The sequence below is a fragment of the Streptomyces sp. NPDC002574 genome (assembly GCF_042889545.1).
GTDB lineage: Bacteria > Actinomycetota > Actinomycetes > Streptomycetales > Streptomycetaceae > Actinacidiphila.
The window spans coordinates 75882-100574 of sequence record NZ_JBIARB010000009.1 but is presented as its reverse complement, the minus strand read 5'-3'; the positions used below and the strand labels follow the sequence as shown (position 1 = coordinate 100574).

The window sequence follows — 24693 nt, the reverse complement described above, 5'->3', positions numbered from 1 at the left end:
TACCGGACGCGACCTGATCCGGCACCGCCCCCCGCGGCATTCATGTCTTCACGTGATCGATTCTTGTAGAGCGTCGATCGGAGGACAGTATGAAGCAGGCGATGAAGGACATACCGAAGGTGGTGTGGCTCCTCGCGACCGGAATGTTCTTCGTCGCGGCGGTGAGTTTCACCTTCGTCTACCTCTTCGTCTACCTGACGGGCCCCCGCGGACTCAGCACCTCCCAGGCCGGCCTGATCGCCGGCGCCGGAGGTATCGGCATGGTGGCGGGCAACTTCAGCGGCGGCTGGTTCGGCGACCGCTTCGGCCACCGGCGCACGCTGATCACCGGCATGGTCGTGTCCGGTCTCGGCCTCGCCGCCCTGCCCGTGATCCCGACCGGCGCCCTCGCGATCGTCTTCCCGCTCGCCCAGTACGGCACCGGCGTCACCCGCGCCTCCAACTCGGCGCTCATCGCCTTCTCGGTCCCCGAGGGCTCCCGCAGGCAGGGCTTCGCCCTGCTGCGCTTCATGGCCAACCTCGGCGTCACCATCGGCCCCCCGCTCGGCGCGCTGATCGCCACCACCACCTCGTACGGCTGGCTGTTCGTCGCCGACGGCCTCGGCATGCTGGCATTCGGTGTCTACGCGCATTTCATCCTGCCCGCCAACGGCAACCACCGGGCGAAGACCCGGCCCCCGGCCGACGCCCCCGGCCTGTGGGCGGCGCTGCGCGCCAAGCCCGCGGTGCTGCTGCTGCTCGTCGCGATCCTGGTCGCCGACACCATCTACCGCCAGCAGTACTCCACCCTGCCGGTGTTCCTGTCCGACCACGGCATCGGCACCGGGGTCTACGGCGCGCTCATCGCCATCAACGGCGGTCTGGTCATCCTCTTCGAGCTGCCCGTGACCGTTGCGCTGCGCCGCCGCGCGCCGCTGCCGATCATCGCCCTCGGCATGGTGCTCGTGGGCGCCGGATTCGGCGTGCTCTCGGCCGGCCGCTGGTACATCGCCATCGGGGTCGTGATGATGATCCTGCTCACCGTCGGCGACATCCTCTACAAGTCGCCCTCCACCGCGTACGTCGCCGACAACGCCCCCGACCACCTGCAGGGCCGCTTCCAGAGCATGTACGCCGGCGCCTCCATCAGCGGCGTCGTCCTGGCCGCGCCGCTGGGCGGCGTCCTGTACGAGAGCGCGCCCGGCGCCCTGTGGCCGCTGTGCGCCGTGCTCGGCATCGCCGCCGGCCTCGTCGTCTTCGCCGCCCACCGGCTGCCGGGCGAACGGGCCGCCACCGCGGAGCCCGACGCGGTCACGGCGACGACGCAGTCCTGACCGCGCGGGGCGCGGGCGGCCCGGCCGGTCCGGATGCCGGGCCGGTTGGGCAGGCGGGGGGACCAGCGACTAGCGTTCGACACATGACTGACTCGACCGCCATCTCCCGCGCCACCGGTGCCGTTGCCGCAGGCCTCGCCACGATCGCCGACGACGGGACCGTTCTCGACACCTGGTTCCCCGCGCCCGAGCTCATGACGGCGCCCGGCCCCGCGGGGACGGAGCGGCTCAGTGCCGAGCGGGCGGCCGAACTGCTGGGCGAGGCAGCCCCGAAGGCGCTCGGACCCGACCCGCGCCGCGGCGTCGAGGTCGTCGCGGTCCGCACGGTGATCGCGTCGACCGACGACAAGCCGCTGGACGCGCACGACGCGTACCTGCGCCTGCACCTGCTCAGCCACCGCCTGGTCACGCCCAACGACCAGAACCTGGACGGCATCTTCGGGCTGCTCGCCAACGTCGTGTGGACGTCGCTGGGCCCCGTCCCGGCCGGCAACATCGAGCGTGCCCGCCTCGCCGCCCGCGCCGAGGGACTGCACCTGTCGGTGCACGGCATCGACAAGTTCCCGCGGATGACCGACTACGTCATCCCCTCGGGCGTCCGCATCGCCGACGCCGACCGCGTCCGCCTCGGCGCGCACCTCGCCTCCGGCACGACCGTGATGCACGAGGGCTTCTGCAACTTCAACGCCGGCACGCTCGGCACCTCCATGGTCGAGGGGCGCATCAGCCAGGGCGTCGTCGTCGGCGACGGCTCCGACATCGGCGGCGGCGCCTCGATCATGGGCACCCTGTCCGGCGGCGGCAAGCAGATCATCTCCATCGGCGAGCGCTGCCTCCTCGGCGCCGAGGCCGGCATCGGCATCTCCCTCGGCGACGACTGCGTCGTCGAGGCGGGCCTCTACATCACCGCGGGCACCCGGGTCACCCTCCCCGACGCCACCATCGTCAAGGCCGCGGAACTCTCCGGCGCGGACAACCTCCTCTTCCGCCGCAACTCCACCACCGGCACCGTCGAGGTCCTCCAGCGCACCGGCTCCTGGGGCGGCCTGAACGCGGTCCTCCACAGCCACAACTGACGCCCGCGGGGCGGCTGCTGCCGCCGATGCGGCGCGTCGTCGCACGGGCCCTCCCGCCGTCGTGGGACGGCGGGAGGGCGCCTGTGCCATGGCCGCGAGATTTCGCGGCCTCTGCCTGGTGGGGTGTTCCGCCGCGGCGACTGTACGACGCGAAGGAGAGCCGTCCGAGGACTTCGTCGGCACCGGGTCCTGCGGCATGATCAACCCACGAAACACGATGGGCAGCGGCGGGCGCTTCTTGTTGTGGCCTCCGTCCTGGTGGTGCTCGAAGCCGCCGCAGGCGTCGGCATCATGTGGATCGCGACGTTCGGCGTCGGCCGGGTGATGTGCGAGTGGGAGGCGGCCGGCACCCGCAACACCTGCCCACGCCGTACGGGTACGGGCTGTTCGCCGCGGCCGTGCCGACCGCTCTGGTCATGCTGTGCGCCGCAGCGGTCCTGGCGGTGCCGCGTCTCACCGCGCGGGTGCCGCGCCGGATGAGGGTGGCGTTCCTCGCGGTCGTGGTCGGCCTCGATGCCGCCTGCCTGGCGCGCTGGGCGCTGACCGACCGGTTCGGGGGCCTGCTGGTGGAAGACATGGCGGGTATCTGCGGGGCCGCGTACGTCATCGGGGCGAGTGTGATGGGCATGCGACGGCCTGCGGCACGGGGCCCGCACTGTGCTGCTGGGTGACAAGCGCAGGTTCGCGGTGGAGGTCGGCGAGTGGTCCGGTCCGGAGCTGCGACGGGTGGATCTGTGGGTCGCCGGGCAGTGGGCGACCTGCGACGACAACACGGTCTTCGTCCCGCAGTTCCTGCGGTCCGTGGAGGAGACCGTTGGCGACGTGCGGGGCGGACACGGTTCGGACCTGTCCTTCGCGGGTGTCTCCGCCGCGGAGGCGCATCGACGGATCGTCGCGGGCACCGGGGACGAGGAGACGGACTGGGAAGTGCGCACGCGGTTCGTCCTCTTCGACGCCTGGGGGCCCACGACCGACAACGTGCGGGCGTTCCTCTTCCGGGACGGGGACGCGATGGTGATCACGATGGAGTTCCGGCGCCCCGAGCACCTGCTCGAGCACCCTGACCACGTGGGCAGGGTCTTCGCTGCCGAGATCGGGGCCGCGGAGTGCACGGGGATCCTGGAGGATCTCGTGGCCGCTCTCCACCGGTGCCCGGGATCGGCCGGCCCCGGCCTCAGATGATGCCGAGGGTCACCAGGACGCCGTGTCCCCCAGGGGCGGCGGAGTCCGAGCCGCCGCTGAGCGGGGAATCCCAGGTGGGGTCGTGCCACGGGGTCCTCGCGGCGTGGGCGAGCAGGTGCCGTGCCGTGGTCCGGGCGCTGTCCGGGGGGACGCCCACCGAGATCAGGGCGTCGCCCACCGTGGCCGCCGCGTCGTCCGGCAGGGCGTGGCCCCCGAGCAGGGGGAGCAACAGCAGGAGGCGGGCGGCAGGGTCCTGGATGCCCTCGGCCGCGGGGTCGGGGCTGTCGGCGACACGGACCAGTTCGGCCCACGTCACGGAGGCTTCCTCGACGGGGTGGGCATCGGGCCGGTCCCGGTGGGTCACCAGGTGGTCGACCCCGTAGTCGTCGGCACAGTTGCGCTGAACGATGGCGACCGCGTGGCCGCCCGCGACCGGTATGCGGAAGACCGGCCAGAGGTCGGGGGCCATGAGGACCTCCTCCAGGGCGTCGGCGTCGGCGCCGTCGTCGCCGAACCACTGCGGGACCGGTCGCTCGCCGTCCGCACCGTGACCGCACGAGCCCAGCAGGTGGTTCGACCAGAACCCCGGGAGGCCCACCAGCGCTTCCCCCGCGGTCAGCGGCCCGCCCTCGTATCCCTCGATGTGCACTTCGTCAGCCTGCCATCGCGCCGCACCGGCCGGTAGGTTCCGCGGATGCGCGGGAGCGGGGGAGCTGTCCGACGTGGAGCGTGCGGCCCTGGGGGGGATCGTCCACGGCTGGGCGGACGACGAGAACTTCTGGCCGGGCGCCGCGCCGTGCGCCGCCGGGGACCCGTTCGCGCCCGCGTCGGGGCCGGAACCGTTCCTCGCCGCGCAGCGCAGGCCGGAGGCATCAGCGACCCTGCCGGCGCGGGGCGGCACCGCCGCCGGGACCCCGTGCGAGCAATTGGTGCTCGACCGCGCGCTCCAGGACCTCGACGAGGCGGCGGGCCGCGACGTCCGGGGGCGGGCGCGCGGGCGGCTGGACGAACGCCCGCGAGAGCCGGCGGCGCGCGCCGAGTACCGGCTGATCCACGGCGAACTCGGCCCGGACCACGTACTGGTGGACGCCGACGACCGCGTCGTCCTCATCGACATGGAGGGCCTGATGCACTTCGACGTCGAGTGGGAGCACGTCTTCCTCCGGCCGGCCGGCCGGACCCGGACCCGCGGCGCCTCGACCTCCACACCCAGGCGATGCGGCTGTCGCTGCTCGCCGGCCCCCTGCGTCTCCTCGACCACCCCGGCCGGGACCTCATGAGGGCCGTCGCGGAGAGCAACCTCCAGGCGGCCCTGGCGCTGCTCCCGCGGCGGACAGCGAGGTGAGACGGTGTCAGGAGCGTCAATCCGCAGGGGACGGTTGCGGTAACGGCGGGTGACGGACGGGGGAAGCGCGCCCAGGGGGCGCAGACGCGTCTAGGCTGGTGCTGCGCGCGAACGCGCCCCCCGGACACCGCTGTATTGGAGACCCCGTCATGGCCGCTGACCGCCTCGACCTGCCGCCCGTGAGGCTGCTGCCCGAGGACGAGCTGGCGCGGCTCGCGCTCGCCGTGCCGCTGCTGGACCGGGCGGTGCGCCTGGCCCGCTGGTCCGCGCCGCACGTGCTCGTGGACGCCATGGGAGAGCTGGCCGCGGAGGACCACGCGCGGGCGGTGCGGGAGCTGGGGCTGGAGGACATTCCGGACGGGGCCGCGGAGACGGCGCAGGCGTGGGGTGTCGCGGTCGACGCGGGCCTGGTGGACCTGGACATCGAGGAGCCGGACGACGGCGCCCCCGCGGCGGAGCGGGCGGCGGCGCTGGACGAGCCGGCGGGTCGCGCGGTGCCCGGCGAGGCGCTGCGGGGCCTGGACGGGGGGACCCCGCGGGAGGTGCTGGAGCTCTGGCTCACCGCGGTGGAGACGGCGCTGTCCGAGGCGGCGACGCCCGACCTGGAGAGCCTGATGGACGAGCTCGGCCCGGAGGGCGAGATCGACCCGGAGACGCTGGACTGGGACCCGGAGGAGGAGGCCGAGTTCCTGGACGGGGCGCTGGCCAACCTCTACCTCTTCGGCGCCATGGAGGACGGCGGCGGTGAGGGGCAGGACGCCGTCCCGCTGCCCGTGCTGGCCGCCTCCCTCGTCGTCCCGGAGGACGTGGAGGAGCCCAGCGACGACCTGCTGGAGGACGTCACCGAGGTGATGATGCGCCTCGACGACCACTTCCGGCTGCTGACCACCACCGGGCTGATCGACTACACGCCGCTGGACGAGGCGCTGATCGAGGAGGCGGAGTCCGAGGAGGAGTCCGGCGCCGCCCCGGTCGGCGTCGGTGACCTGCAGGAGATCGGGCCCGAGGAGGTTTCCCGGTACGGCCTGGTGCGGCTGACGCCGCTCGGTGTGTTCGGGGTGCGCGCCCGCATGCTGGAGGCCGGTGTGCACGCCCCCGCCGCGGGCGACCTGGCGGAGGGGCCGGCGTCGGCCCTGCTGGAGGCGCTGTTCGAGTACCCGGACCACATCGCCCGCCGCGAGGCCGATCACTGGCTGGCGCAGCGCAAGCCGTACGAGGCGGCCCGCGAGCTGCTGGACGCCGCGCGCGGCGAGGACCGCAACGCGCCCGGCCGGCGGCTGGTGGCCCAGCAGACGCTGAGCCTGCTGGGGAACGAGGCCGAACCCGCCCTGCGCGAGGTGCTGTCGGACCGCGAACTCGGCGGCCTGGCACGGGTGTGGCTCACGGAGCGGGACGCCGCGGACGTGCCCGCGCCCGACGAGGACATGATCTTCTGGCTGACCATCGACACCATCGCGGCCCAGCTCGACGCCGACGACGACCCGGAGCTGCTGCGCGAGCTCGTCACCGACCTGGTCGCCCGGCACGACGGCTTCTTCTCCGCGGCCTGGCGCGTCGACCACCCCGCCACGGCCGACGTCCTGGAGGCGATGGGCCGGCTGCACCCGGACAAGCGCCTGGCCAAGGACGCGCGCAAGGCGGCCTTCAAGGCGCGCTCGTCGGGGACCGCCGGCTCCTGATCCCGGCGGGCCGGCGCCCGAACGCCTCGGGGAATGGGCGGCGGAACGTCGCCCGCAGTTCAACTCCCGTTGGCCGCGGGGCGCCAGCGTGAGGTGCGGCAGAGAAGAGACCTTGGGCCCGAGGAGAGTAACGATGCCGCTCACTCGCAGAGACTTCGCCAGGCGCACTGCCATGACGGGTGCCGGCGTCGCGCTGGCCGGGACCGTCGACGTGCTCGCGACCGCCCCCGGAGCCCTCGCGGCCGGGGCGCCCGAGACCGCCGGGGCGGCCGGGGAGTCCCGGCACCACGGCCAGTTGGGCTACGGCGAGCTGATCCCCGACCCCAAGGGCGTTCTGGCGCTGCCCGAGGGCTTCTCGTACCGGATCATCACCCGCACCGGCGTCACCACGCTGGAGACAGGCGAGTCCACCCCCTCCAACCACGACGGCACCGCCACCTTCGAGGGTCTGCGCGGTGCCACGCTGCTGGCCAACAACCACGAGCTGGCCGGCGCCCGCGCCGACTGGCCGCACCCGGTGCCGCTGACCGAGGGACTGGTCTACGACTCCGGTGCCGCGGGCGGTGTGACCGTCGTCGAGGTCGCCCGGCACGGCGGCCACGTCGCGGAGTGGGTGGGCGTGGCCGGTACCGCCACCAACTGCGCGGGCGGCAGCACCCCGTGGGGCACCTGGCTGACCTGCGAGGAGACCGAGGACAGGGCCGGCACGAACGGGTTCTCGAAGGACCACGGCTATGTCTTCGAGGTCGACCCGTACGACCGCAGGGCCAACCGCGACCCCAAGCCCGTCAAGGCGCTGGGCCGTTACGCGCACGAGGCGGTCGTCGTCGACCCCAAGCGAGGCCACCTCTTCCTGACCGAGGACGCCTCGAACCCCAACGGCCTGCTGTACCGCTGGACCCCGCCGGCCGGTTTCCACCACGGCCGCGGCAAGCTGCGCGGCCTGTCGGAGACGGCGGGTGTGCTGCAGGCCTTCAAGTGCTTCGACTCCGGCGGCCGGTTCGTCGACGACCTCTCCCGCGCCACCAGGATCGGCACGGTCTACGGCGTGGACTGGGTGGACGTCCCGGAGCGCGACGCCAAGGTCACCTCGGTGCGCAAGCAGTTCGCGGCCGGTGCGATCACCCGCGCCCGGAAGCTGGAGGGCATGTGGTGGGGCGACGGCGGCGTGTACATCGTCTCGTCCTACGCCCGTGAGGAGAGCCCGGGCACCGCGCACGACGGCGCCGTCTGGTTCTACGACCCCAAGCGCCGCACCCTGACCCTGAAGGTCCTGCTCGGCGTGAACCCCGACCCGTCGGTGGACGGCGCATTCGACGGCCCGGACAACATCACGGTCTCGCCCTACGGCGGTCTGGTCATCGCCGAGGACGGCGAGGGTGTCCAGCATCTGTTCGGCGCCCTCGGCGACGGACGGACGTACCCGATCGCCCGCAACGAACTGAACATCGGCACGGCGCAGGAGCCGGAGTACAGCGAGTTCACCGGGGTGACCTTCTCGCCCGACGGCAGGACGCTCTTCGCCAACATCCAGGTGCCGGGCATCATGCTGGCGATCACCGGCCCCTGGCGCCGCCAGGGGCGCGGCGGTGCATGCTGACGCCGCCTACCCCGCACCGGAGCGCCCGGCGGCCCGTGCCGTTCACGGTCCGCCGGGCTCCGGTGTGTTCACAGTGCCTTGGCGGCCGGCTTGACCATGCCCTTCACGGTCCGGGAGTCGACGAACTCGCCGAGCGCCGTCATCTCCCACTCGCCGGAGAACTGGCGGACGAACTTCGCCATCATGACGCCCGTGCGCGGCTCGGCGCCGGTCAGGTCGAAGCGGACCAGTTCCTCGCCGGTGGTGGCGTCCATCAGCCGGCAGTACGCCTTGGCGACCTGGTTGAACTTCTGGCCGGAGAAGGAGTTCACGGTGAAGACCAGTCCGGTGACCTCCGGCGGCAGCCCGCCGAGGTGGACGGTGATCGCCTCGTCGTCGCCCGCGCCCTCGCCGGTGAGGTTGTCGCCCGAGTGCTGGATAGCGCCGTTCAGGATCGTGAGCCGGCCGAAGTAGCAGGACTCGATGTGGTTGCGCTGCGGCCCGTAGGCGATGACCGAGGCGTCCAGATCGATGTCCTTGCCGCGGTAGGCGGGCTCCCAGCCCAGGCCCATGCGGACCGTGGCCAGGAGCGGCTTGCCGCCCTTGACCAGGGAGACGGTCTGGTTCTTCTGGAGATTGACCCGGCCCTTGTCGAGATTGATCTTGCCACTGCCGGGCGGGGCGGCGGGGGGCGCCGGGGGCGCGGGCGGTTGCGGCGCCAGGGAGGGCGCGGGCGGCTGCGGCGCCACGGAGGGCACGGGGGGCGGCGGCGCCATGGTGGGGGCCGGCGGTGCCTGCGGCGTGGCGGCGGCCGCGGGTGCCTCGTCCACGCTGACACCGAAGTCGGTCGCGATGCCGGCCAGCCCGTTGGCGTACCCCTGGCCGACCGCGCGGGCCTTCCAGGCCCCGGCGCGGCGGTAGATCTCGACCACGACGACGGCGGTCTCGGTGCTGAGCTGCGGCGGGGTGAAGGTGGCGATCACGGCGCCGGTGTCCGCGTCGCGGACCGTCGCGGTGGGTTCGGTGCCCGCGAAGGTCGCGCCCGCGGCGTCGGGGCTCGCGGTCACGACGATCTTCTCGATGTCCGCCGGAACGGCCGCGGTGTCCACCGTGATCGCGTCGGGGGACGCGCCACCACCGGACCGGTGGGTGACACCCGGGCCGGAGGGCTGGTTGTAGAAGACGAAGTCGTCGTCGGAGCGCACCTTGCCGTTGGCGGCGATCAGCAGCCCCGACACGTCCAGCCGCACGGGCGCGGAGACCTCCACTGCCACGCGCGGTGCGGAGAGCGGCACATTCGAGCCGGGTGTCATAGCGGTCATGTTCCGCTTAACGATCGTTCCGGGTTTACGGTTCCATTACCGAACGGAGTTTTCAGGTGTCACGCATTGTGGTCATCAGCGGGGGCGGAACGGGCATTGGACTGGCCGTCGCGGAGGCCTTCGCCGGCGACGGGGACCAGCTGGTGCTGATCGGCCGCCGCAAGGAGGTTCTCGATGCCGCGGTCGCGCGGCTGGGCGTGCGGACGGCCCTGGCCCTGCCCGCGGACCTCACCGACGAGTCGGAGGCGGAGCGGGTCCACGACGTGCTCGCCGAACGCTTCGGGCGGGTGGACGTCCTGGTCAACAACGCGGGCGGCAACGTCGCCCTGGGCGCGGGCGAGCAGACCCTCGCCGAGGTGTGGACGGGCAACTTCAAGGCGAACGTCCTGACCGCCGTCCTGCTCACCGAGGCGCTGCGGGACCTAATCGCCGACGACGGCCGGGTGCTGCTGCTCAGCTCCATCGCGGCGATCCGGGGCGGCGGCTCGGGCTCCTACGGCGCCGCGAAGGCGGCCCTGCACCCGTACGCCTACGACCTCGCGGCGGAACTGGGCGGTCGCGGCGTCACGGTCAACGTGATCGCTCCCGGCTTCGTCGACGACACCGAGTTCTTCGGCGGCCGGATGACGGACGAGCGGCGGGCGGTCCTGATCGGCCAGACGCTGAACGCCCGGGTCGGGGTCCCGCAGGACGTCGCCTCCCTCGCGCACTGGCTGGCCTCCCCGGGCGCGGCCCACATCACCGCGCAGATCCACCAGGTCAACGGCGGCGCCGAGCGCGGCCGCTGACCTGGTGGGGGCCTATCCTGGCCGCGTGATCAATGGTGCGCACATCGTCATCCACAGCCGTGACGCGGAAGCGGACCGGGCCTTCTTCCGGGACGTACTGGAGTATCCGCACGTCGACGCGGGAGGCGGCTGGCTGATCTTCGGGCTTCCGCCGGCCGAGCTCGCGGTGCATCCCACGGACGGCCCGGGGACGCAGGAGCTCTACCTGATGTGCGACGACGTCGACGCGACCGTGGCGGACCTGACCGCCAAGGGCGTCGAGTTCACGCGGCCGGTCACCGACGCGCGCTGGGGACGGGTGACCGGGTTCCGGCTGCCGGGCGGCGGTGAGGTGGGCCTGTACGAGCCCCGCCACGAGCGGGCCACCGGGTTGTGAGACCGTCCGGGCCCGGGGACCGCCGGGCGGTCAGTGCGGCCACATCGGCGGGTGCGTGGTGAAGTGGCCGCCCAGGTGGGCGTGGTCGGGGTTGGCGGGGTCGAGCTCGCCCTGCTCGGCGATGAGCTTCGCGGCGTACGGCTCGGAGTCGTCGCGGGGCTCGTAGCCCAGGGCGCGGGCGCCGGACAGGTCCCACCACAGGCGGGTGTTGGCGGAGCTGCCGTACACCACGGTGTGGCCGACGCCCTCGGCGGTGAGGGCGGCGTGGAAGAGCCGGGCGCCGTCCTCCGGGCTCATCCAGACCGAGAGCATGCGCACGGAGGTGGGTTCGCGGAAGCAGGAGCCGATGCGCACGGAGACCGTCTCCAGCCCGTGCAGGTCCCAGTAGAGCTGGGCGAGGTCCTCGCCGAAGCCCTTGGACAGCCCGTAGAAGGTGTCGGGGCGGCGCGGGGTGTCGACCGGGATGAGGGGGTCGTCCCCGACCGGGCGGGGGGTGAAGCCGACGGCGTGGTTGCTGGAGGCAAAGACGATCCGCCGGACGCCCTCCTCGCGGGCCGCCTCGTAGAGGTGGTAGGTGCCCTCGATGTTGGCGTGCAGGATCTTCTCGAAGGAGGACTCCAGGGAGATGGCCGCGAGGTGCACGATCGCGTCGACGCCGCGCACGGCCTCGCGCAGGGCCGTCCGGTCGGCGAGGTCCGCGATGATGGCGTCGGGCGCCCCCTGCACGGGTACGACATCGAAGAGGCGCAGGTCGTAGCCGTGGGCGGGGAGCAGTTCGCGCATCAGGGTGCCCAGGCCGCCCGCGGCGCCGGTGAGCAGGATGGTGCGGGGAGCGGGCATGCGCGGGTCTCCTCGGTCGCCATGGTCCACGTCCGTGGACACCATTCATATGTATGGACACGCTAGAGAGCCCCTGGGGAAGCGTCAAGAGACCACCACCAGCGGCTCTCTTCCTTGACCCCTACATATGTGCTGCTTTAGCGTAAACGCGTTCATGAATATGGACATGGATCAGATGAGCGCACAGCCGCTGCCAGCTTGCAGGGAGAACGCGATGACCGAAGCCGTCTCACTCGCCGCGCGCCTCGACGGCCTGCTGTTCTTTCCCGTGACGCCCTTCGCGCCGGACGGAGCCGTGGACCTGGAGGCCTTCCGCGCGCATGTGCGCGCGGGGATCGAGGCGGGCGCGGGGGCGGTGTTCGCCTGCTGCGGCACCGGGGAGTTCCACGCGCTGACGCCCGAGGAGTTCCGGGACTGCGTGGCCGCCGCCGTCGAGGAGAGCGCGGGCCGGGTGCCCGTGGTCGCGGGCGCCGGCTACGGCACCGCGCTCGCCCTGCAGTTCGCCCGGCTCGCCGAGGAGGCGGGCGCCGACGGACTGCTCGCCATGCCGCCCTACCTCGTCGTCGCCGACCAGGCCGGACTGCTGCGGCACTACGCCGCCCTGGCCGCCGGCACCTCCTTGGACGTCATCGTCTACCAGCGCGACAACGCGGTGTTCACCCCGGCCACCGTCACCGAACTCGCCCGCATCCCGCGGATCATCGGCCTCAAGGACGGCGTCGGCGACCTCGACCTGATGCAGCGCATCGTCAGCGCCGTCCGCAGCTCCGTGCCGGACCGCGACTTCCGCTACTTCAACGGCCTGCCCACCGCCGAGCTCACCGGACTCGCCTACCGGGGCATCGGCATCACCCTCTACTCCTCCGCCGTCTTCTGCTTCGCCCCCGAGATCGCCCTCGCCTTCCACCGGGCTTTGACCACCGGCGACGACGTCACCGTGAACCGGCTCCTCGACGGCTTCTACCGGCCCCTGGTGGAGCTGCGGCAGCAGGGCCGCGGCTACGCCGTCTCCCTGGTCAAGGCGGGCGTCCGGCTGCGCGGCCTGGACGCGGGCGAGGTGCGGCCGCCGCTGTCGGAGCCGGCCCCGGCGCACGTGAAGGAACTGGCCGAGCTCATCGACCGCGGACTCGCGCTGCTGGGCGAGGACTGACCGGCCGCGCACGGCAGCCCCGCCCTCCAGCCAACCTCGCGCCAAGGGAGCCGAGTTGAGAGCCTCCACCTTCGTCTACCCCTGGGACGTCGTCGGTGACCCGGACGCCGCCGAGCGCCTGGCCGCCCTCGGCGTCCGGCAGGTCACCCTCGCCTCCGCCTACCACTCCACGCGGGCCCTCACCCCGCGCCATCCCGCCCGGCGCGTCGTCACCGCCCGGCACGCCGCCGTCCTCTACCCGCCCGACCCGGTGCACTGGGCCGGGCGGGCCCTGCGGCCGTACACCCAGGACTGGGCGGGCGGCGCGGACGCGTACGGGACGGCCGCCGAGGCCCTGCGGGCGGCCGGGCTGCCCGTGCACTCCTGGGTCGTGCTGGCCCACAACTCCCGCCTGGGGGACGAGCACCCGGACATCACCGTCCGCAACGCCTTCGGCGACCGCTACCCCTGGGCGCCGTGCGTGGCCCGGCCCGAGGTGCGCGCGTACCTGGTCGCGCTCGCTGCGGAGGCCGCCGTGCGGCCCGGCACCGACGGCACCGAACTGGAGAGCTGCGGCTGGTACGGCCTGGCCCATCTGCACGCGCACGACAAGATCGGCGGCGTGCCCCTGCCCGGCGCCGCGCAGTACCTGATGTCCCTGTGCTTCTGCGAGGTGTGCGAGGCGGGCTACGCGGGCCTGGGCGCCGATCCGCGGGAGCTGCGGGCGGCGGTGCGGACGGCGCTGGAGCCCGTGTGGACCGGCGGGTGGGCACCGGGCCCCGACGAGTGGGCCGACGTCGAGAAACTGCTCGGGACCGACCTCGCGGCACTGACCCTCGACTGGCGCACCGGCGTCGCCCGTGACGTGCAGCGGGCCGCGGTGGAGGCGGTACGGGCGGCGGCCCCGCCAGGATTCCGCATCCTCCTGCACGCCGACCCGCATCCGCACCGCGCCGGCGCCAACGTCGGCGTCGACCCGGCGCACATCCTGGCCCTGGCCGACGGCCTGGTCCTGCCGGGCACCGACCACCTCGCCGTCTGCGCCCCGCACGCCCGGCCCGGCACCGTCCTGGCCGCCAACTTCCCTGTCGTCGCCGGCATGGGCGGCAGCCCGCGCACCCTGGCCGCGGACGCCGCCCGGGCCGCCGCGCTCGGCGCGACCGAGCTGCGGCTCTACCACGCCGGGCTCGCCTCGGACACGGACCTCGACGCGGTGCGCGACGCGCTGGCCGCACTGTCCGCGGGCGGTTGAGCAGCCGGCTCAGCGCGCCTTGAGCGTGTCCCGCAGCCAGTCGAAGACGACCTCGCAGTGCTGCTGCGGCGCCATCGGGGAGCAGTGCAGCTGTGCCCCGGTGGCCGCCGTCATCCTCACGTAGTCCTTGGGGGCGGTCAGCTTGTCGTACAGCTCGCGCGGCTGCCCCGGGTAGAACTGCTCGAAGTCGTGGTCGAGGACCAGGGTGGGCGCCGTGATGCGGCCCACCACCCCGCTGATGTCCAGCGCCCGGACGCGCCGCGCGGGAGTGGAGAAGTCGGTGAACATCCGCCCCGCGCGCGCGTCGAGCATCGCCTGCGCGGAGAAGGGCTCCATGCGTTTCCTCAGCGTCGCGGCGTCCTCGGGGGAGAGGGCGGGGACGACCTCCTCGTTCCACAGGGCGTTGGTCTCCCGCGGGTCCGGGGTGAGGATCCTCCGGATCTCCGCCGGGAAGCCCAGCCAGGGGCTCAGCACACCGGGCATGGCCGCCGGCGCGGCGATCCGGGGCTCGAACGCGGCGGCGCGGGGCGCGAGACCGCCCGCCATGCTGAGCCCGGTGAGGGCGATCCTGCCGGGGTCCACGTCGTCCCGGGCGACCAGCCAGTCGACGAGCGGGGTGACCACGGTCTCCCAGCGCGGCGTGAAGACCACCCGGTCCACGAAGAGCAACTGGCCCTGCCCCGGGCCGTCGTACACCAGGGCGTTCCAGCCGCGCTCCAGGGCGGCCGCCACGCCGTAGGTCCACATATCGACATTCTGGCCGTCACTGCCGTTGGTCAGGATCGCGGTGGGCCGCCGCCCGGCGGAGGTGTCCGGACGGAAGAACCACACCGGCATCGGCGTCCTCCCGTACGCGACCCGCGCCCTCACCGGCGCCGGGTCGCCCAGCGAGCAGAAGGTGTCCCAGGCGTCCCGCCCGGCCCGGTACAGCCGCTCCTCGCCTCCCGGGTCGTCGGAGCCGAGGACGGAGAACAGCGCCTGGCCGTAGTACTGGGCGGCCCGCAGCGCGCGGAAGCGGGTGGTCCGCCGGTCCGGCGCCGGGCCCTGGGGCGCCTTCATCAGCCGGTCGCCGAGCTCCTTGAACGTGCTGGTCCAGCTCTGCGCGGACGGACCCGCCCCATTGATCGCCTGCACGGCGGTCAGCACCTCGCCGGCCTCGGCGGCGCGCCGCCCCGAGGCGCCCAGCGCGAGGAGCGCGTCGAAGTTGTACGCCGGGTCCTTCACGAGGGTCATCACGCCGGGTGCGGGCCCGCTCGCCGAGGGGGAGCCGGACGGCGCGGGGCTCGCCGCGGACGTGGCGCCCATCGGCGTGCACCCGGCGGCCAGCACCGCCCCCGCCCCGCCGGCCAGCGCGGTGAGCGCGGCGCGCCGGCCGGGGTCGCGGGCGCGATCCGCCGATACGTGCGTCATCCCGGCCGAACGCAGAAGCCCCACCGGCGCGGCCCGCGCCACCACACCGGCGTTCCCCCGAACGGCCCGTCATCCCGTGTCCCGGACCGGCCCATTGACGATGCGCGGGCGCCGTTCTACCGTCGGGTCACAGCTCGTACGTCATATATGAGACGCGATACACGAGAGCCGGGGACTTCGCATGGACCTGCTGGCGGGCGCGGCGCCGCCCCCCATCCCCTCCCGCACCCAGGTGGTGCTGGAGACGATCAGGCGCGGCATCCTGACCGGGCGGCTGGCACCGGGCCAGGCCCTGGTCGAGGCCGAACTCGCGGCACAGTTGGGGGTGTCCAAGACCCCCGTACGGGAAGCGCTCAAGACGCTGGCGGGCACCGGCCTGGTCGTGACGAGTCAGTACAAGGGCGTGACCGTGCGCGCGGTCGACGCGCGGATGGCACGTCAGGTCTACGACGTGCGCCTCCTGCTGGAACCCCAGGCGGTGCGCCGCACCGTCGCCCGCGGTGCCCCGCTCGACGCCGCCCGCGAGGCGCTGGAGCGGGCCGACGCCGCGGCGGACCGGGCCGAACGGTCGCTCGCCAACCGGGACTTCCACGGGGCGCTGTACGGCCCCTGCGGCAATCCGCTGCTGGCCCGGATCCTCGACGACGTCCGCGACCAGGCGGCGCTGGTGTCGTCCGTCGCCTGGCGGGAGAACCCCTCCTGGGAGCGGGAGGCGCGCGAGCACCGGGAGATCCTCGCCCGCGCGCAGGCCGGCGACGCCGAGGGCGCGGCCCGCCTCCTGCACGACCACATGGCGGGCTTCGTCGCGCGGGCCTTCCCCGGCGACGACGCCCCCTGAGGCACGTCCCCGCAGCGAACCGGCCGGTCCTCGACCCGAAGGGCAACCGCATGGCATTCGCAGAGCAGTCCGCCGCACTCGCCGACGTCGTCGCGATCCCGGTGACCCCCTACGACGCGGACGGGGGAGTGGCGCGCGGCACGTACCGGGCGCTGCTGCGCCGGCTGCTCGACCACGGCGTCCGTACGGTCACGCCGAACGGCAACACCGGCGAGTTCTACGCGCTGGACCCGGCCGAGCGGCGCCTGGTCGTGGAGCTCACCATGGCCGAGGCGGACCCCGGCACCCAGGTCGTCGCCGGTGTGGGTCTCGACCTGCCCACCGCGGTGGCCGCCGCCCGGCACGCACGCGACGCGGGGGCAGGGGCGGTGATGGTGCACCAGCCCGTCCACCCCTACGTCTCCCCGGAGGGCTGGGTCGACTACCACCGGGCGATCGCCGACTCCGTTCCCGAGCTCGGCGTCGTCCCCTACGTCCGTGACGCGGCGCTGGAGGGCGGGCCGATCGGCAGGCTCGGGGAGCTGTGCCCGAACGTCATCGGCGTGAAGTACGCGGTGCCGGACCCGGCCCGCTTCGCCGCGGTCGCGCGGGACGCCGGGCTGGACCGCTTCACCTGGGTCACCGGTCTGGCCGAGCTGTACGCCCCCGCCCACTGGGCGGTCGGCGCGACCGGCTTCACCTCCGGCCTGGTCAACGTGGCGCCGCGGGTCTCGCTGGAGATGCTGCGCGCGCTGCGCGACGGCGACTTCGCCGCGGCCATGAAGGTCTGGGAGCAGGTCCGGGAGTTCGAGGACCTGCGGGCCGAGGGCCGGTCGGCCAACAACGTGTCCGTGGTCAAGGAGGCGCTGGCGGCGCAGGGGCGGTGCCGTCGCGACGTGCGGCCGCCCAGCCACCCGCTCCCCGAGGACCGGCGCGCGCGGGTGGCCACCCTGGTCGCCGGCTGGGACCTGTGAGCCGGCCCGCCCGGCGCGGAAGGACCACCGGCCGATGACGACGCCCGAAGAGCTGCGCAGCCACCACTGGTACGGCACGGACGGCCTGCGCTCGTTCAGCCACCGGGCCCGCACCCGGCAGCTGGGCTACCTTCCCGAGGAGCACCTGGGCAAGCCGGTGATCGCGATCCTCAACACCTGGAGCGACATCAACCCCTGCCACGTCCATCTCCGCGACCGCGCCCAGGCGGTCAAGCGGGGGGTGTGGCAGGCGGGCGGCTTCCCCCTGGAGTTCCCCGTGGCGACGCTCTCGGAGACGTACCAGAAGCCGACCCCCATGCTGTACCGCAACCTGCTCGCCATGGAGACCGAGGAGCTGCTGCGCTCCTACCCGGTGGACGGCGCCGTCCTGATGGGCGGCTGCGACAAGTCGACCCCCGCGCTGCTCATGGGCGCGGCCAGCGCCGGCCTGCCGGCCGTCTTCGTGCCCGCGGGGCCGATGCTGCCGGGTCACTGGCGGGGCGAAGTGCTGGGCTCGGGCACCGACATGTGGAAGTACTGGGACGACAAGCGGGCGGGCCTCATCGGCGACTGCGAGATGGCCGAGCTGGAGAGCGGCCTGGCCCGCTCGCCGGGCCACTGCATGACCATGGGCACCGCCTCCACGCTGACCGCCGCCGCCGAGGCGCTGGGCGTGACGATGCCCGGCGCCTCGTCGATCCCCGCCGTGGACTCCGGGCACGACCGGATGGCGGCGGCCTCCGGGATGCGGATCGTCGACCTGGTGCGGCGGGACCTGCGGCTGCCGGCGATCCTGACGCGCGAGGCGTACGAGGACGCGGTGGCCACCGTGCTGGCCCTCGGCGGCTCCACCAACGCCGTGATCCACCTGATCGCGATGGCCGGGCGCAGCGGGGTCCGGCTCACCCTGGACGACTTCGACCGCATCGCCCGTACGGTCCCGGTGCTGGCGAACGTGCGGCCCGGCGGCCGGTACCTGATGGAGGACTTCCACTTCGCGGGCGGCCTGCCCGCCTTCCTGACCCGGCTGCGGGACGCCGGACGGCTCCACCTGGACCGGCCGACCGTCGCCCACGCCACCCTGCGCGAACAGCTCGCCGGTGCCCGCGTGCACGACGAGGACGTCATCCGGCCGCTGGACCACCCGCTCGCGGCGGAGGGCGGCGTCGCCGTCCTGCGCGGCAACCTGTGCCCGGACGGCGCCGTCATCAAGCACATCGCCGCCGAGCCGCGTCTGCTGCAGCACACCGGCCCGGCCGTCGTCTTCGACGACTACCGGACCCTGCAGCGCACCATCGACGACCCCGGCCTCGGCATCACCGAGGACAGTGTCCTGGTGCTCCGCGGCTCCGGCCCGCTCGGCGGGCCGGGCATGCCGGAGTACGGGATGCTGCCGATCCCCGGCCGGCTGCTGAAGAAGGGCGTGCGGGACATGGTGCGGATCTCCGACGCCCGGATGAGCGGTACGAGTTACGGCGCGTGCGTCCTGCACGTCGCGCCCGAGTCGCACGTCGGCGGCCCGCTCGCCCTCGTCCGCAGCGGGGACCCGATCACCCTCGACGTGGGGGCGCGCACCCTGCGCCTGGAGGTCGACGACGCCGAGCTGGAACGCCGCCGGGCCCGGTGGCAGGCGCCACCGCCGCGCTTCGGCCGCGGTTACGGCGCGCTGTACCAGGATCAGATCACCCAGGCCGACACCGGCTGCGACTTCCGCTTCCTGGCCCGGCCAGGGGAGGTACCGGAGCCGTACGCGGGCTGAGACCGGCCCGGCCCGCACGCACCCGTCAGAAGGAGCACCGGTCATGGCCCCCGCCGCCGCGTCACCGGACCGCCCGCCCGTGCCCGCCGGCGCGGACGGGGCGGCGGTCACGTCGCTGACGGCCGCGGGCCGCGTCGTCGGCCGGTACGTGCACCGACCGGGGCTGCCCGGCCGGCTCTCGCCGCGGCCCTACCTGCATCCGCTGACCACCCTCGGCGGGGTGCCGGTCACCGACTTCATGCCCGCCGACCACCCCCACCACCTCGGGGTGAGCGTCGCCGTGCCGGACGTGGCGGGACGCAACTTCTGGGGCGGACCCACCTTCGTGCGGGACCGCGGACACGTCGAGCTGGACGACCGCGGGGTGCAGGACGTCGTGGACGGCCCGGCGGGCGGCGCGGACGGCTTCACCGAGGAGCTGTCCTGGCGCGCCGACGGCGGCGAACTGCTGCGCGAGCGGCGCACGGTGGCGGTCCGCCCGCTGGACGAGGACTGCTGGGTCCTCGACCTGGCCTTCGCGCTCACCAACCCGGGCCCGCGGACGCTGTCGCTCGGCAGCCCCGCCACCAACGGGCGCCCCGGCGCCGGGTACGGGGGCTTCTTCTGGCGGGCGCCCTCCGGTCCCGGGCGGGCGGCGGTGTTCACCGCGGACGCCGAGGGCGAGACGGCGGTGCACGGCCGCACCGCGGACTGGCTGGCCCTCACCGGGGGACCGTGGACGCTGGTCCTGGCCGGGGCGACCGAGGAGACCCGGCGCGACCCCTGGTTCGTCCGCGTCGCGGACTACCCGGGCGTCGGTTCCGCGCTGGCCTGGGCGGAGCGGCTGCCGGTCCCGCCGGGTGCCACCGTGGCCCGGCGGATCGTCACCGCCGTCGTCGACGGGCGGCTCGGCCGTGCGGAGGCGGACGCGCTGGCCCGCCGTCTCACCGGGGGGACCGGCGGCCCGGCCGGCCCCGGACCCGTCTGATCCGGGCCGCAGGACCGGGACGGGATCAGACCGCCGGCGCGGGACGGGCCGGCTCCCGCCGGCCCTCGTACCAGAGCGCGGTGCCCGTCACGAGGGCGCCGACGCCCTCCCACACGCCCACGCCGAGGAAACCGGAGGGCGCCCGGCCGATGACCACGGCCGTGGTGAAGACCGCGAAGGTCAGCAGGCGGAAGGGCACGGTCCAGCGGAAGAAGGCCCGCCAGTCGGCGAGCGCGGCCAGCACGTAGTAGACGCCCATGTTGAGGGCGGCCATGGAGGAGGCGGTGAGGAAGACCAGCGTGTAGTCCCCGCTCGCCCGGGCGTCCGGCCGGTGGAAGCCGAGCAGGGACAGCTGCACGGCGGGCGAGACGATCCCGACGATGCCGAGCGCGGCGGCGAGCAGACCGAAGACGGCCATGGTCCAGCCGGAAAGGGAGCGGGGGAGACGCACCGGTCCTCCAAGTCCTGGGACGGCAGCGTGCGGCGCCCCAACTCCCATGATCCTAGGGGATGTTGTGGTGTGCGCTGAACGTGCGTCAGAGGCGCCGGGTGGCCAGGGTGAGCCGGTCGCGGGCGTCGAAGAGGGCGTCCTTGATCAGCTGCTCGTGCGCCGGGGTCAGCCGGGCCACCGGCACCGAGCAGCTGATCGCGTCGCGGGAGGGCGTCCGGTAGGGGATCGCGACACCGAAGCAGCGCAGGCCGAGGGTGTTCTCCTCGCGGTCCACCGCGTAGCCCTGCTCGCGGATCTGGCGCAGCTCGGCGATCAGCTTCTCGCGGTCGGTGTGGGTGTGCTCGGTCAGCGGTTCCAGCGTCTCCGGCAGCAGCTTGCGGACCTGCTCGTCGGTGTACGTGGCCAGCAGCGCCTTGCCGAGCGAGGTCGAGTGGGCCGGCAGCCGGCGGCCGACACGGGTGAACGGCCGCAGGTAGTGCGAGGACTGACGGGTCGCCAGGTACACCACGCTCGTCCCGTCGAGGCGCGCCAGGTGGATGGTCTCGCTGGTGTCGTCCGAGAGCCGGTCCAGGGTCGGGCGGGCCGCGGCGACGACCTCGTCGCCGTCGATGTACGAGGTGCCGACCAGCAGGGCGCGCACCCCGATGCCGTAGCGGGTGCCGGTGGCGTCGGTCTCGATCCAGCCGAGCTCGACGAGCGTGCGCAGCAGCATGTAGAGGCTGGACTTCGGGTAGCCGACGGCCTCCTGCACGGCGGCGAGACTGTGCATGCCGGGCTTGCCGGCGAAGAACTCCAGCAGTTCCACCGTCCGCACCGCGGATTTGACCTGCGCGCCGCCTTCACCTGCAGCCATGGGACCCCTCTTGTTCGGCCGGGACCCGCGCAAGTAGGCTCCCGAACAGATTCACAGTTGCGGATGCTGTTCAGCATATCGAACGGAAGGCCTGGAGGTACCCGCGGTGGCCGTACCAGTGTGGAGCGTCGATCCCCGTACCGGGAAGCAGCGGGAGCAGGTCGCCGTCGAGGCCACGGCCGAGGAGGTCGACGCGGTGGTGCGCGCCGCGTCCGCCGCCTTCCCGGCGCTGGCCGACCGCGAGGTCAGGGCCCGCCTGCTGCGCACCGCGGCCGACTTCCTGGAGGAGGCAGGCCCCCGCATCCTGGAGGCCGCCGACGCCGAGACCGCCCTCGGGCCGGTCCGGCTCACCGGCGAACTCGGCCGCACCGCCTACCAGCTGCGCGCCTTCGCCGACATCGTGGACGAGGGCGCGTACCTCGACGTGATCATCGACCACGCCGACGCCACGCTCGCCCCGCCCCGTCCCGACCTGCGGCGCTGGAAGATCCCGCTGGGCGTCGTCGCCGTCTACGCAGCCAGCAACTTCCCGCTCGCCTTCTCCGTGCCCGGTGGCGACACCGCGAGCGCCCTGGCCGCGGGCTGCGCCGTCGTCGTCAAGGCGCACCCCGACCACCCGGCCACCAGCGAGCTGTGCGCGGACGCGCTGCGCCGCGCCGCGGTCGCCGTCGGCCTCCCCGCCGACGTGGTCTCCGTCGTGCACGGCTTCCAGGCCGGCATCGACCTCGTCCGGCACCCGCTCGTGTCCGCCGCCGGCTTCACCGGGTCGGTACGGGGCGGGCGCGCCCTCTTCGACGCCGCCGCCGCGCGTCCGGTGCCGATCCCGTTCCACGGCGAACTGGGCAGCCTCAACCCCGTGGTCGTCACGGAGGCCGCGGCGGAGGAGCGCGCCGAGCAGATCGGCGCCGGCCTCGCCGGGGCGATGACGCTCGGCGTCGGCCAGTTCTGCGTCAAGCCGGGCCTTGTCCTCGCCCCGCAGGGCGAGGCGGGCGACCGGCTGCTCAAGTCCCTGGCGGCGGCCGTCGGCGACGTCACGCCGGGCACGCTGCTCGACGCGCGCATGCGGGACAACTTCATCGCGGGCGTCGGCGAGTTGACGGCGCTGCCCGACGTGGAGGCGCCCGTGGAGCCCGGCGACGGCGGCGAGCACCTGGTGCGGGCCGGCTTCGTCTCCGTCCCGGCCGCCCGCCTGGCGGAGGGCGGCGGCGCCCACGACGTGCTCCTGGAGGAGCACTTCGGGCCCGTGACGGTCATCGCGCGGTACGCGAACGCGGAGGAGGTCGAGGGCGTGCTCGGCCGGCTCCCCGGAAACCTCACCGCCACGGCGCACCTCGGCGAGGCCGAGGCGTCCGGCGCGGAGCCGTCCGGCGCCGGGGCGGATCTGCTGCGCAGGCTGACCCCGCTGGCCGGGCGCGTCGTGGTGAACGGCTGGCCGACCGGCGTCGCCGTCGCCCCCGCCATGCACCACGGCGGCCCGTACCCCGCCACCACGTCGACGTCCACGTCCGTGGGCGGCACCGCGATCGAGCGCTGGCTGCGGCCCGTCGTCTACCAGGACGCGCCGGAGGCGTTGCTCCCGGCGGAGCTGCGCGATGCGAACGCGCTGGGCGTGCCGCGCCGCTTCAACGGTCGCCGCGAAGTCTGACGCTGCGCTGGCTGTGCGGGGTTTTTCCCTCCCGCCCTCCCGTGTGCCCGGCGAGGTCAGTTACCCCGGCGCCCGTTTTCGTGGGGTGCCGGGGTCGGGGCCTCCGGGGCTGGCCATTCTGGACAGCACATTTAGGTGCCTCGGGCACCCTGAGTTGATCACTCGGGGTGCCGCACCCACATATGCTCCACAGTCCAGAACGCCCACCCTCCCCCAGCCTCCGGCCGGGGGTGCCCCCAACACCTCCGCCCCCTCCGTGGGTTGTGCGCCTGATCCCCGGTGGGGGGTGGTTGGCGGTGACGGCTGGGCACCTGGACTGCGCTGCGCCAATGGGTGGCCCGAGCACGGTGCCGTCTCTACCCTCCTCCGGGGATCAGGCGCATGACGAAACGGAGGGGGCGGGGTCGTAGGGGTGGATGTTCTGGACGGTGCGGCATATTTGTGCGCACTGTGCGGGCGGGGATGGGATGGGCAGGTGCTGGAAAGGCGCGTAAATATGCCAGTCCAGGACGTGCAGCCCCGGAGGCCCCGAACCCGGCCCACCCCACACGCGCGCCGGGGCACCTGACCTCGCCGGGCACCCGGGCGGGCGGGCGGGGAAAAGACCGGCCCCCCGCCCCCCACACGCTCAGCCGACAGGCGTAAACTCACGCGCCCCGATGAACTCCGGCCGCCGCACCGGCGCCGCGAACGGCTCGACCGCAGCGTTCTCCACGCTGTTGAACACGATGAAGACATTGCTCCGGGGGAACGGCGTGATGTTGTCCCCCGACCCGTGCATGCAGTTGCAGTCGAACCACACCGCCGACCCGGCGGCCCCCGTGAAGAGGCGGATGCCGTGCCGCCCGGCGAGCTCCGTGAGCGCCGCGTCGGAGGGCGTGCCCGCGTCCTGCATCTGGAGGGACTTCTTGTAGTTGTCCTCCGGGGTCGCGCCGGCGCAGCCGAGGAACGTGCGGTGCGAGCCCGGCATGATCATCAGGCCGCCGTTGGTGTCGTGGTTCTCGGTGAGCGCGATGGACACCGACACCGCGCGCATGCGCGGCATCCCGTCCTCGGCGTGCCAGGTCTCGAAGTCCGAGTGCCAGTAGAAGCCGGAGGCGCCGAAGCCCGGCTTGACGTTGATGCGGCTCTGGTGGACGTAGACGTCGGAGCCGAGGATCTGCCGGGCGCGGCCCACGACGCGCGGGTCGCGGACCAGTTCGGCGAAGACCGGGCTGATCTTGTGCACCTCGAAGACCGAGCGGATGTCCTGGGACTTCGGCTCGACGATGGAGCGCTCGTCGGCGCGGATCGCCGGATCGGCGCAGAGCCGGTCGAGTTCGGCGCGGTAGCGGGGCACTTCGTCGGGGCCGATGAGGGAGTCCACGGCCAGGAAGCCGTCGCGGTCGAGCCCGCGCAGTTCGGAGGGCCGGAGCGGGCCGGAGGTGCCCGGCTCGCCCCAGACGACCGGGTCCTGACGCGGGGTGAGCACCTCGGCGGTGCCCCGGGTGGGGTAGAGGTCGGTGAGGGTGTTCCTCGTCGCGGTCGTCATGGGTTTCACGCTCCCTCGGTGAGCAGGGGGTAGACGCCGTTCTCGTCGTGGACTTCCCGCCCGGTGACCGGCGGGTTGAACACGCACACGAAGCGCAGGTCGGTCTTCGGCCGCATGGTGTGCCGTTCGTGGCCGTCGAGCAGGTAGAGCGTGCCGGGGGAGATCCAGTGCTGTTCACCGGTCTCGTCGTCGGTCAGCTCGCCCTCGCCCTCGACGCAGAGCACGGCCTCGACGTGGTTCGCGTACCACATGGAGGTCTCGGTGCCCGCGTACATGACGGTCTCGTGCATCGAGAAGCCGACCCGGTCGCCCGCCAGGATGATGCGCTTGCTGCGCCAGGTGCCGGTCTCGGCGGTGACGTCCCGGTCGGTGCCCTCGATGTCCTGAAGGGATCGCACGATCACG

24 protein-coding genes are annotated in these 24693 nt (G+C 73.6%); 16 read left to right on the top strand and 8 right to left on the bottom strand.

Going from position 1 to position 24693, the window contains the following annotated elements:
- The first annotated feature begins 101 nt into the window (after window positions 1-101).
- The 4 genes from ACFYXS_RS22975 (at window position 102) to ACFYXS_RS22960 (ending at window position 3571) form a co-directional block, all read left to right on the top strand.
- Entirely contained in the window at window positions 102-1313 is a 1212-nt protein-coding gene (locus ACFYXS_RS22975) for an MFS transporter (RefSeq protein ID WP_389251046.1), read from the top strand.
- 83 nt (window positions 1314-1396) lie between these two features.
- Entirely contained in the window at window positions 1397-2389 is a 993-nt protein-coding gene (gene dapD / locus ACFYXS_RS22970) for a 2,3,4,5-tetrahydropyridine-2,6-dicarboxylate N-succinyltransferase (protein ID WP_389251044.1), read from the top strand.
- A gap of 332 nt (window positions 2390-2721) precedes the next feature.
- Complete coding sequence (locus tag ACFYXS_RS22965; RefSeq protein WP_389251042.1) at window positions 2722-3060, top strand: hypothetical protein; 339 nt, start codon at window positions 2722-2724, stop codon at window positions 3058-3060.
- Window positions 3047-3571, top strand: coding sequence for a hypothetical protein (locus tag ACFYXS_RS22960; RefSeq protein ID WP_389251041.1), 525 nt, complete (start codon window positions 3047-3049; stop codon window positions 3569-3571). The genes ACFYXS_RS22965 and ACFYXS_RS22960 overlap by 14 nt, the downstream gene beginning before the upstream one ends.
- On the opposite strand, the gene ACFYXS_RS22955 is transcribed toward ACFYXS_RS22960, so the two are convergent.
- Window positions 3564-4220 carry a hypothetical protein gene (locus ACFYXS_RS22955; protein WP_389251039.1) on the bottom strand — a complete coding sequence of 219 codons (657 nt, stop codon included), beginning with the start codon at window positions 4218-4220 and terminating at the stop codon, window positions 3564-3566. The two genes, ACFYXS_RS22960 and ACFYXS_RS22955, sit on opposite strands and share 8 nt — an antisense overlap.
- Before the next feature lie 73 nt (window positions 4221-4293).
- Between ACFYXS_RS22955 and ACFYXS_RS22950 the strand changes: the two genes are divergently transcribed.
- From ACFYXS_RS22950 to ACFYXS_RS22940, 3 genes are all read left to right on the top strand, one after another.
- A complete protein-coding gene (locus ACFYXS_RS22950) occupies window positions 4294-4851 on the top strand; it encodes a hypothetical protein (protein WP_389251037.1) in 558 nt (185 codons plus the stop codon).
- 214 nt (window positions 4852-5065) lie between these two features.
- The gene (locus tag ACFYXS_RS22945; protein ID WP_389251035.1) at window positions 5066-6595 is read left to right on the top strand and encodes a hypothetical protein; all 1530 of its coding nucleotides are present in this window, start codon (window positions 5066-5068) and stop codon (window positions 6593-6595) included.
- Between the two features lie 133 nt (window positions 6596-6728).
- Window positions 6729-8195: an alkaline phosphatase PhoX gene (locus ACFYXS_RS22940; protein ID WP_389251033.1), complete on the top strand. Its 1467-nt coding sequence runs from the start codon at window positions 6729-6731 to the stop codon at window positions 8193-8195.
- Window positions 8196-8263: 68 nt separating this feature from the next.
- Here ACFYXS_RS22940 and ACFYXS_RS22935 read toward each other — a convergent pair whose 3' ends face one another.
- Window positions 8264-9496: a TerD family protein gene (locus ACFYXS_RS22935; protein WP_389251031.1), complete on the bottom strand. Its 1233-nt coding sequence runs from the start codon at window positions 9494-9496 to the stop codon at window positions 8264-8266.
- A 56-nt stretch (window positions 9497-9552) separates the two neighbouring features.
- On the opposite strand from ACFYXS_RS22935, the gene ACFYXS_RS22930 reads away from it, so the two are divergent.
- Window positions 9553-10284 (top strand): SDR family NAD(P)-dependent oxidoreductase, encoded by a 732-nt coding sequence (locus ACFYXS_RS22930; RefSeq protein ID WP_389251028.1) that lies wholly within the window; start codon window positions 9553-9555, stop codon window positions 10282-10284.
- A 25-nt stretch (window positions 10285-10309) separates the two neighbouring features.
- Complete coding sequence (locus ACFYXS_RS22925; protein ID WP_389251026.1) at window positions 10310-10660, top strand: VOC family protein; 351 nt, start codon at window positions 10310-10312, stop codon at window positions 10658-10660.
- 30 nt (window positions 10661-10690) lie between these two features.
- On the opposite strand, the gene ACFYXS_RS22920 is transcribed toward ACFYXS_RS22925, so the two are convergent.
- Entirely contained in the window at window positions 10691-11500 is an 810-nt protein-coding gene (locus ACFYXS_RS22920) for an NAD-dependent epimerase/dehydratase family protein (protein WP_389251024.1), read from the bottom strand.
- A gap of 214 nt (window positions 11501-11714) precedes the next feature.
- On the opposite strand from ACFYXS_RS22920, the gene ACFYXS_RS22915 reads away from it, so the two are divergent.
- Window positions 11715-12650, top strand: a complete 936-nt coding sequence (locus ACFYXS_RS22915; RefSeq protein ID WP_389251022.1) for a 5-dehydro-4-deoxyglucarate dehydratase — start codon at window positions 11715-11717, stop codon at window positions 12648-12650.
- A 55-nt stretch (window positions 12651-12705) separates the two neighbouring features.
- Window positions 12706-13881 carry a hypothetical protein gene (locus tag ACFYXS_RS22910; protein ID WP_389251020.1) on the top strand — a complete coding sequence of 392 codons (1176 nt, stop codon included), beginning with the start codon at window positions 12706-12708 and terminating at the stop codon, window positions 13879-13881.
- Between the two features lie 9 nt (window positions 13882-13890).
- Here ACFYXS_RS22910 and ACFYXS_RS22905 read toward each other — a convergent pair whose 3' ends face one another.
- Window positions 13891-15291, bottom strand: a complete 1401-nt coding sequence (locus ACFYXS_RS22905) for an alpha/beta hydrolase family protein (protein ID WP_389251018.1) — start codon at window positions 15289-15291, stop codon at window positions 13891-13893.
- Between the two features lie 181 nt (window positions 15292-15472).
- Here ACFYXS_RS22905 and ACFYXS_RS22900 point away from each other — a divergent pair, with 181 nt between their 5' ends.
- From ACFYXS_RS22900 to ACFYXS_RS22885, 4 genes are read left to right on the top strand one after another with little or no spacing between them, the layout of a single operon-like run.
- A complete protein-coding gene (locus ACFYXS_RS22900; protein ID WP_389251016.1) occupies window positions 15473-16129 on the top strand; it encodes a GntR family transcriptional regulator in 657 nt (218 codons plus the stop codon).
- 50 nt (window positions 16130-16179) lie between these two features.
- The gene (locus ACFYXS_RS22895; RefSeq protein ID WP_389251013.1) at window positions 16180-17082 is read left to right on the top strand and encodes a dihydrodipicolinate synthase family protein; all 903 of its coding nucleotides are present in this window, start codon (window positions 16180-16182) and stop codon (window positions 17080-17082) included.
- A gap of 34 nt (window positions 17083-17116) precedes the next feature.
- On the top strand, window positions 17117-18841 hold the full coding sequence (gene araD / locus ACFYXS_RS22890; protein ID WP_389251011.1) for an L-arabinonate dehydratase: 1725 nt from the start codon (window positions 17117-17119) through the stop codon (window positions 18839-18841).
- Window positions 18842-18884: 43 nt separating this feature from the next.
- Window positions 18885-19808, top strand: coding sequence for a PmoA family protein (locus ACFYXS_RS22885; protein WP_389251009.1), 924 nt, complete (start codon window positions 18885-18887; stop codon window positions 19806-19808).
- A 25-nt stretch (window positions 19809-19833) separates the two neighbouring features.
- Here ACFYXS_RS22885 and ACFYXS_RS22880 read toward each other — a convergent pair whose 3' ends face one another.
- A complete protein-coding gene (locus ACFYXS_RS22880; protein ID WP_389251666.1) occupies window positions 19834-20226 on the bottom strand; it encodes a hypothetical protein in 393 nt (130 codons plus the stop codon).
- Window positions 20227-20344: 118 nt separating this feature from the next.
- Window positions 20345-21112 (bottom strand): IclR family transcriptional regulator, encoded by a 768-nt coding sequence (locus ACFYXS_RS22875; protein WP_319661231.1) that lies wholly within the window; start codon window positions 21110-21112, stop codon window positions 20345-20347.
- A 106-nt stretch (window positions 21113-21218) separates the two neighbouring features.
- Between ACFYXS_RS22875 and ACFYXS_RS22870 the strand changes: the two genes are divergently transcribed.
- Window positions 21219-22757 (top strand): aldehyde dehydrogenase (NADP(+)), encoded by a 1539-nt coding sequence (locus tag ACFYXS_RS22870; protein ID WP_389251006.1) that lies wholly within the window; start codon window positions 21219-21221, stop codon window positions 22755-22757.
- A 628-nt stretch (window positions 22758-23385) separates the two neighbouring features.
- On the opposite strand, the gene thpD is transcribed toward ACFYXS_RS22870, so the two are convergent.
- Window positions 23386-24288 (bottom strand): ectoine hydroxylase, encoded by a 903-nt coding sequence (gene thpD / locus ACFYXS_RS22865; RefSeq protein ID WP_389251004.1) that lies wholly within the window; start codon window positions 24286-24288, stop codon window positions 23386-23388.
- A 5-nt stretch (window positions 24289-24293) separates the two neighbouring features.
- Window positions 24294-24692: an ectoine synthase gene (locus ACFYXS_RS22860; protein ID WP_389251002.1), complete on the bottom strand. Its 399-nt coding sequence runs from the start codon at window positions 24690-24692 to the stop codon at window positions 24294-24296.
- Window position 24693: the final 1 nt, after the last annotated feature.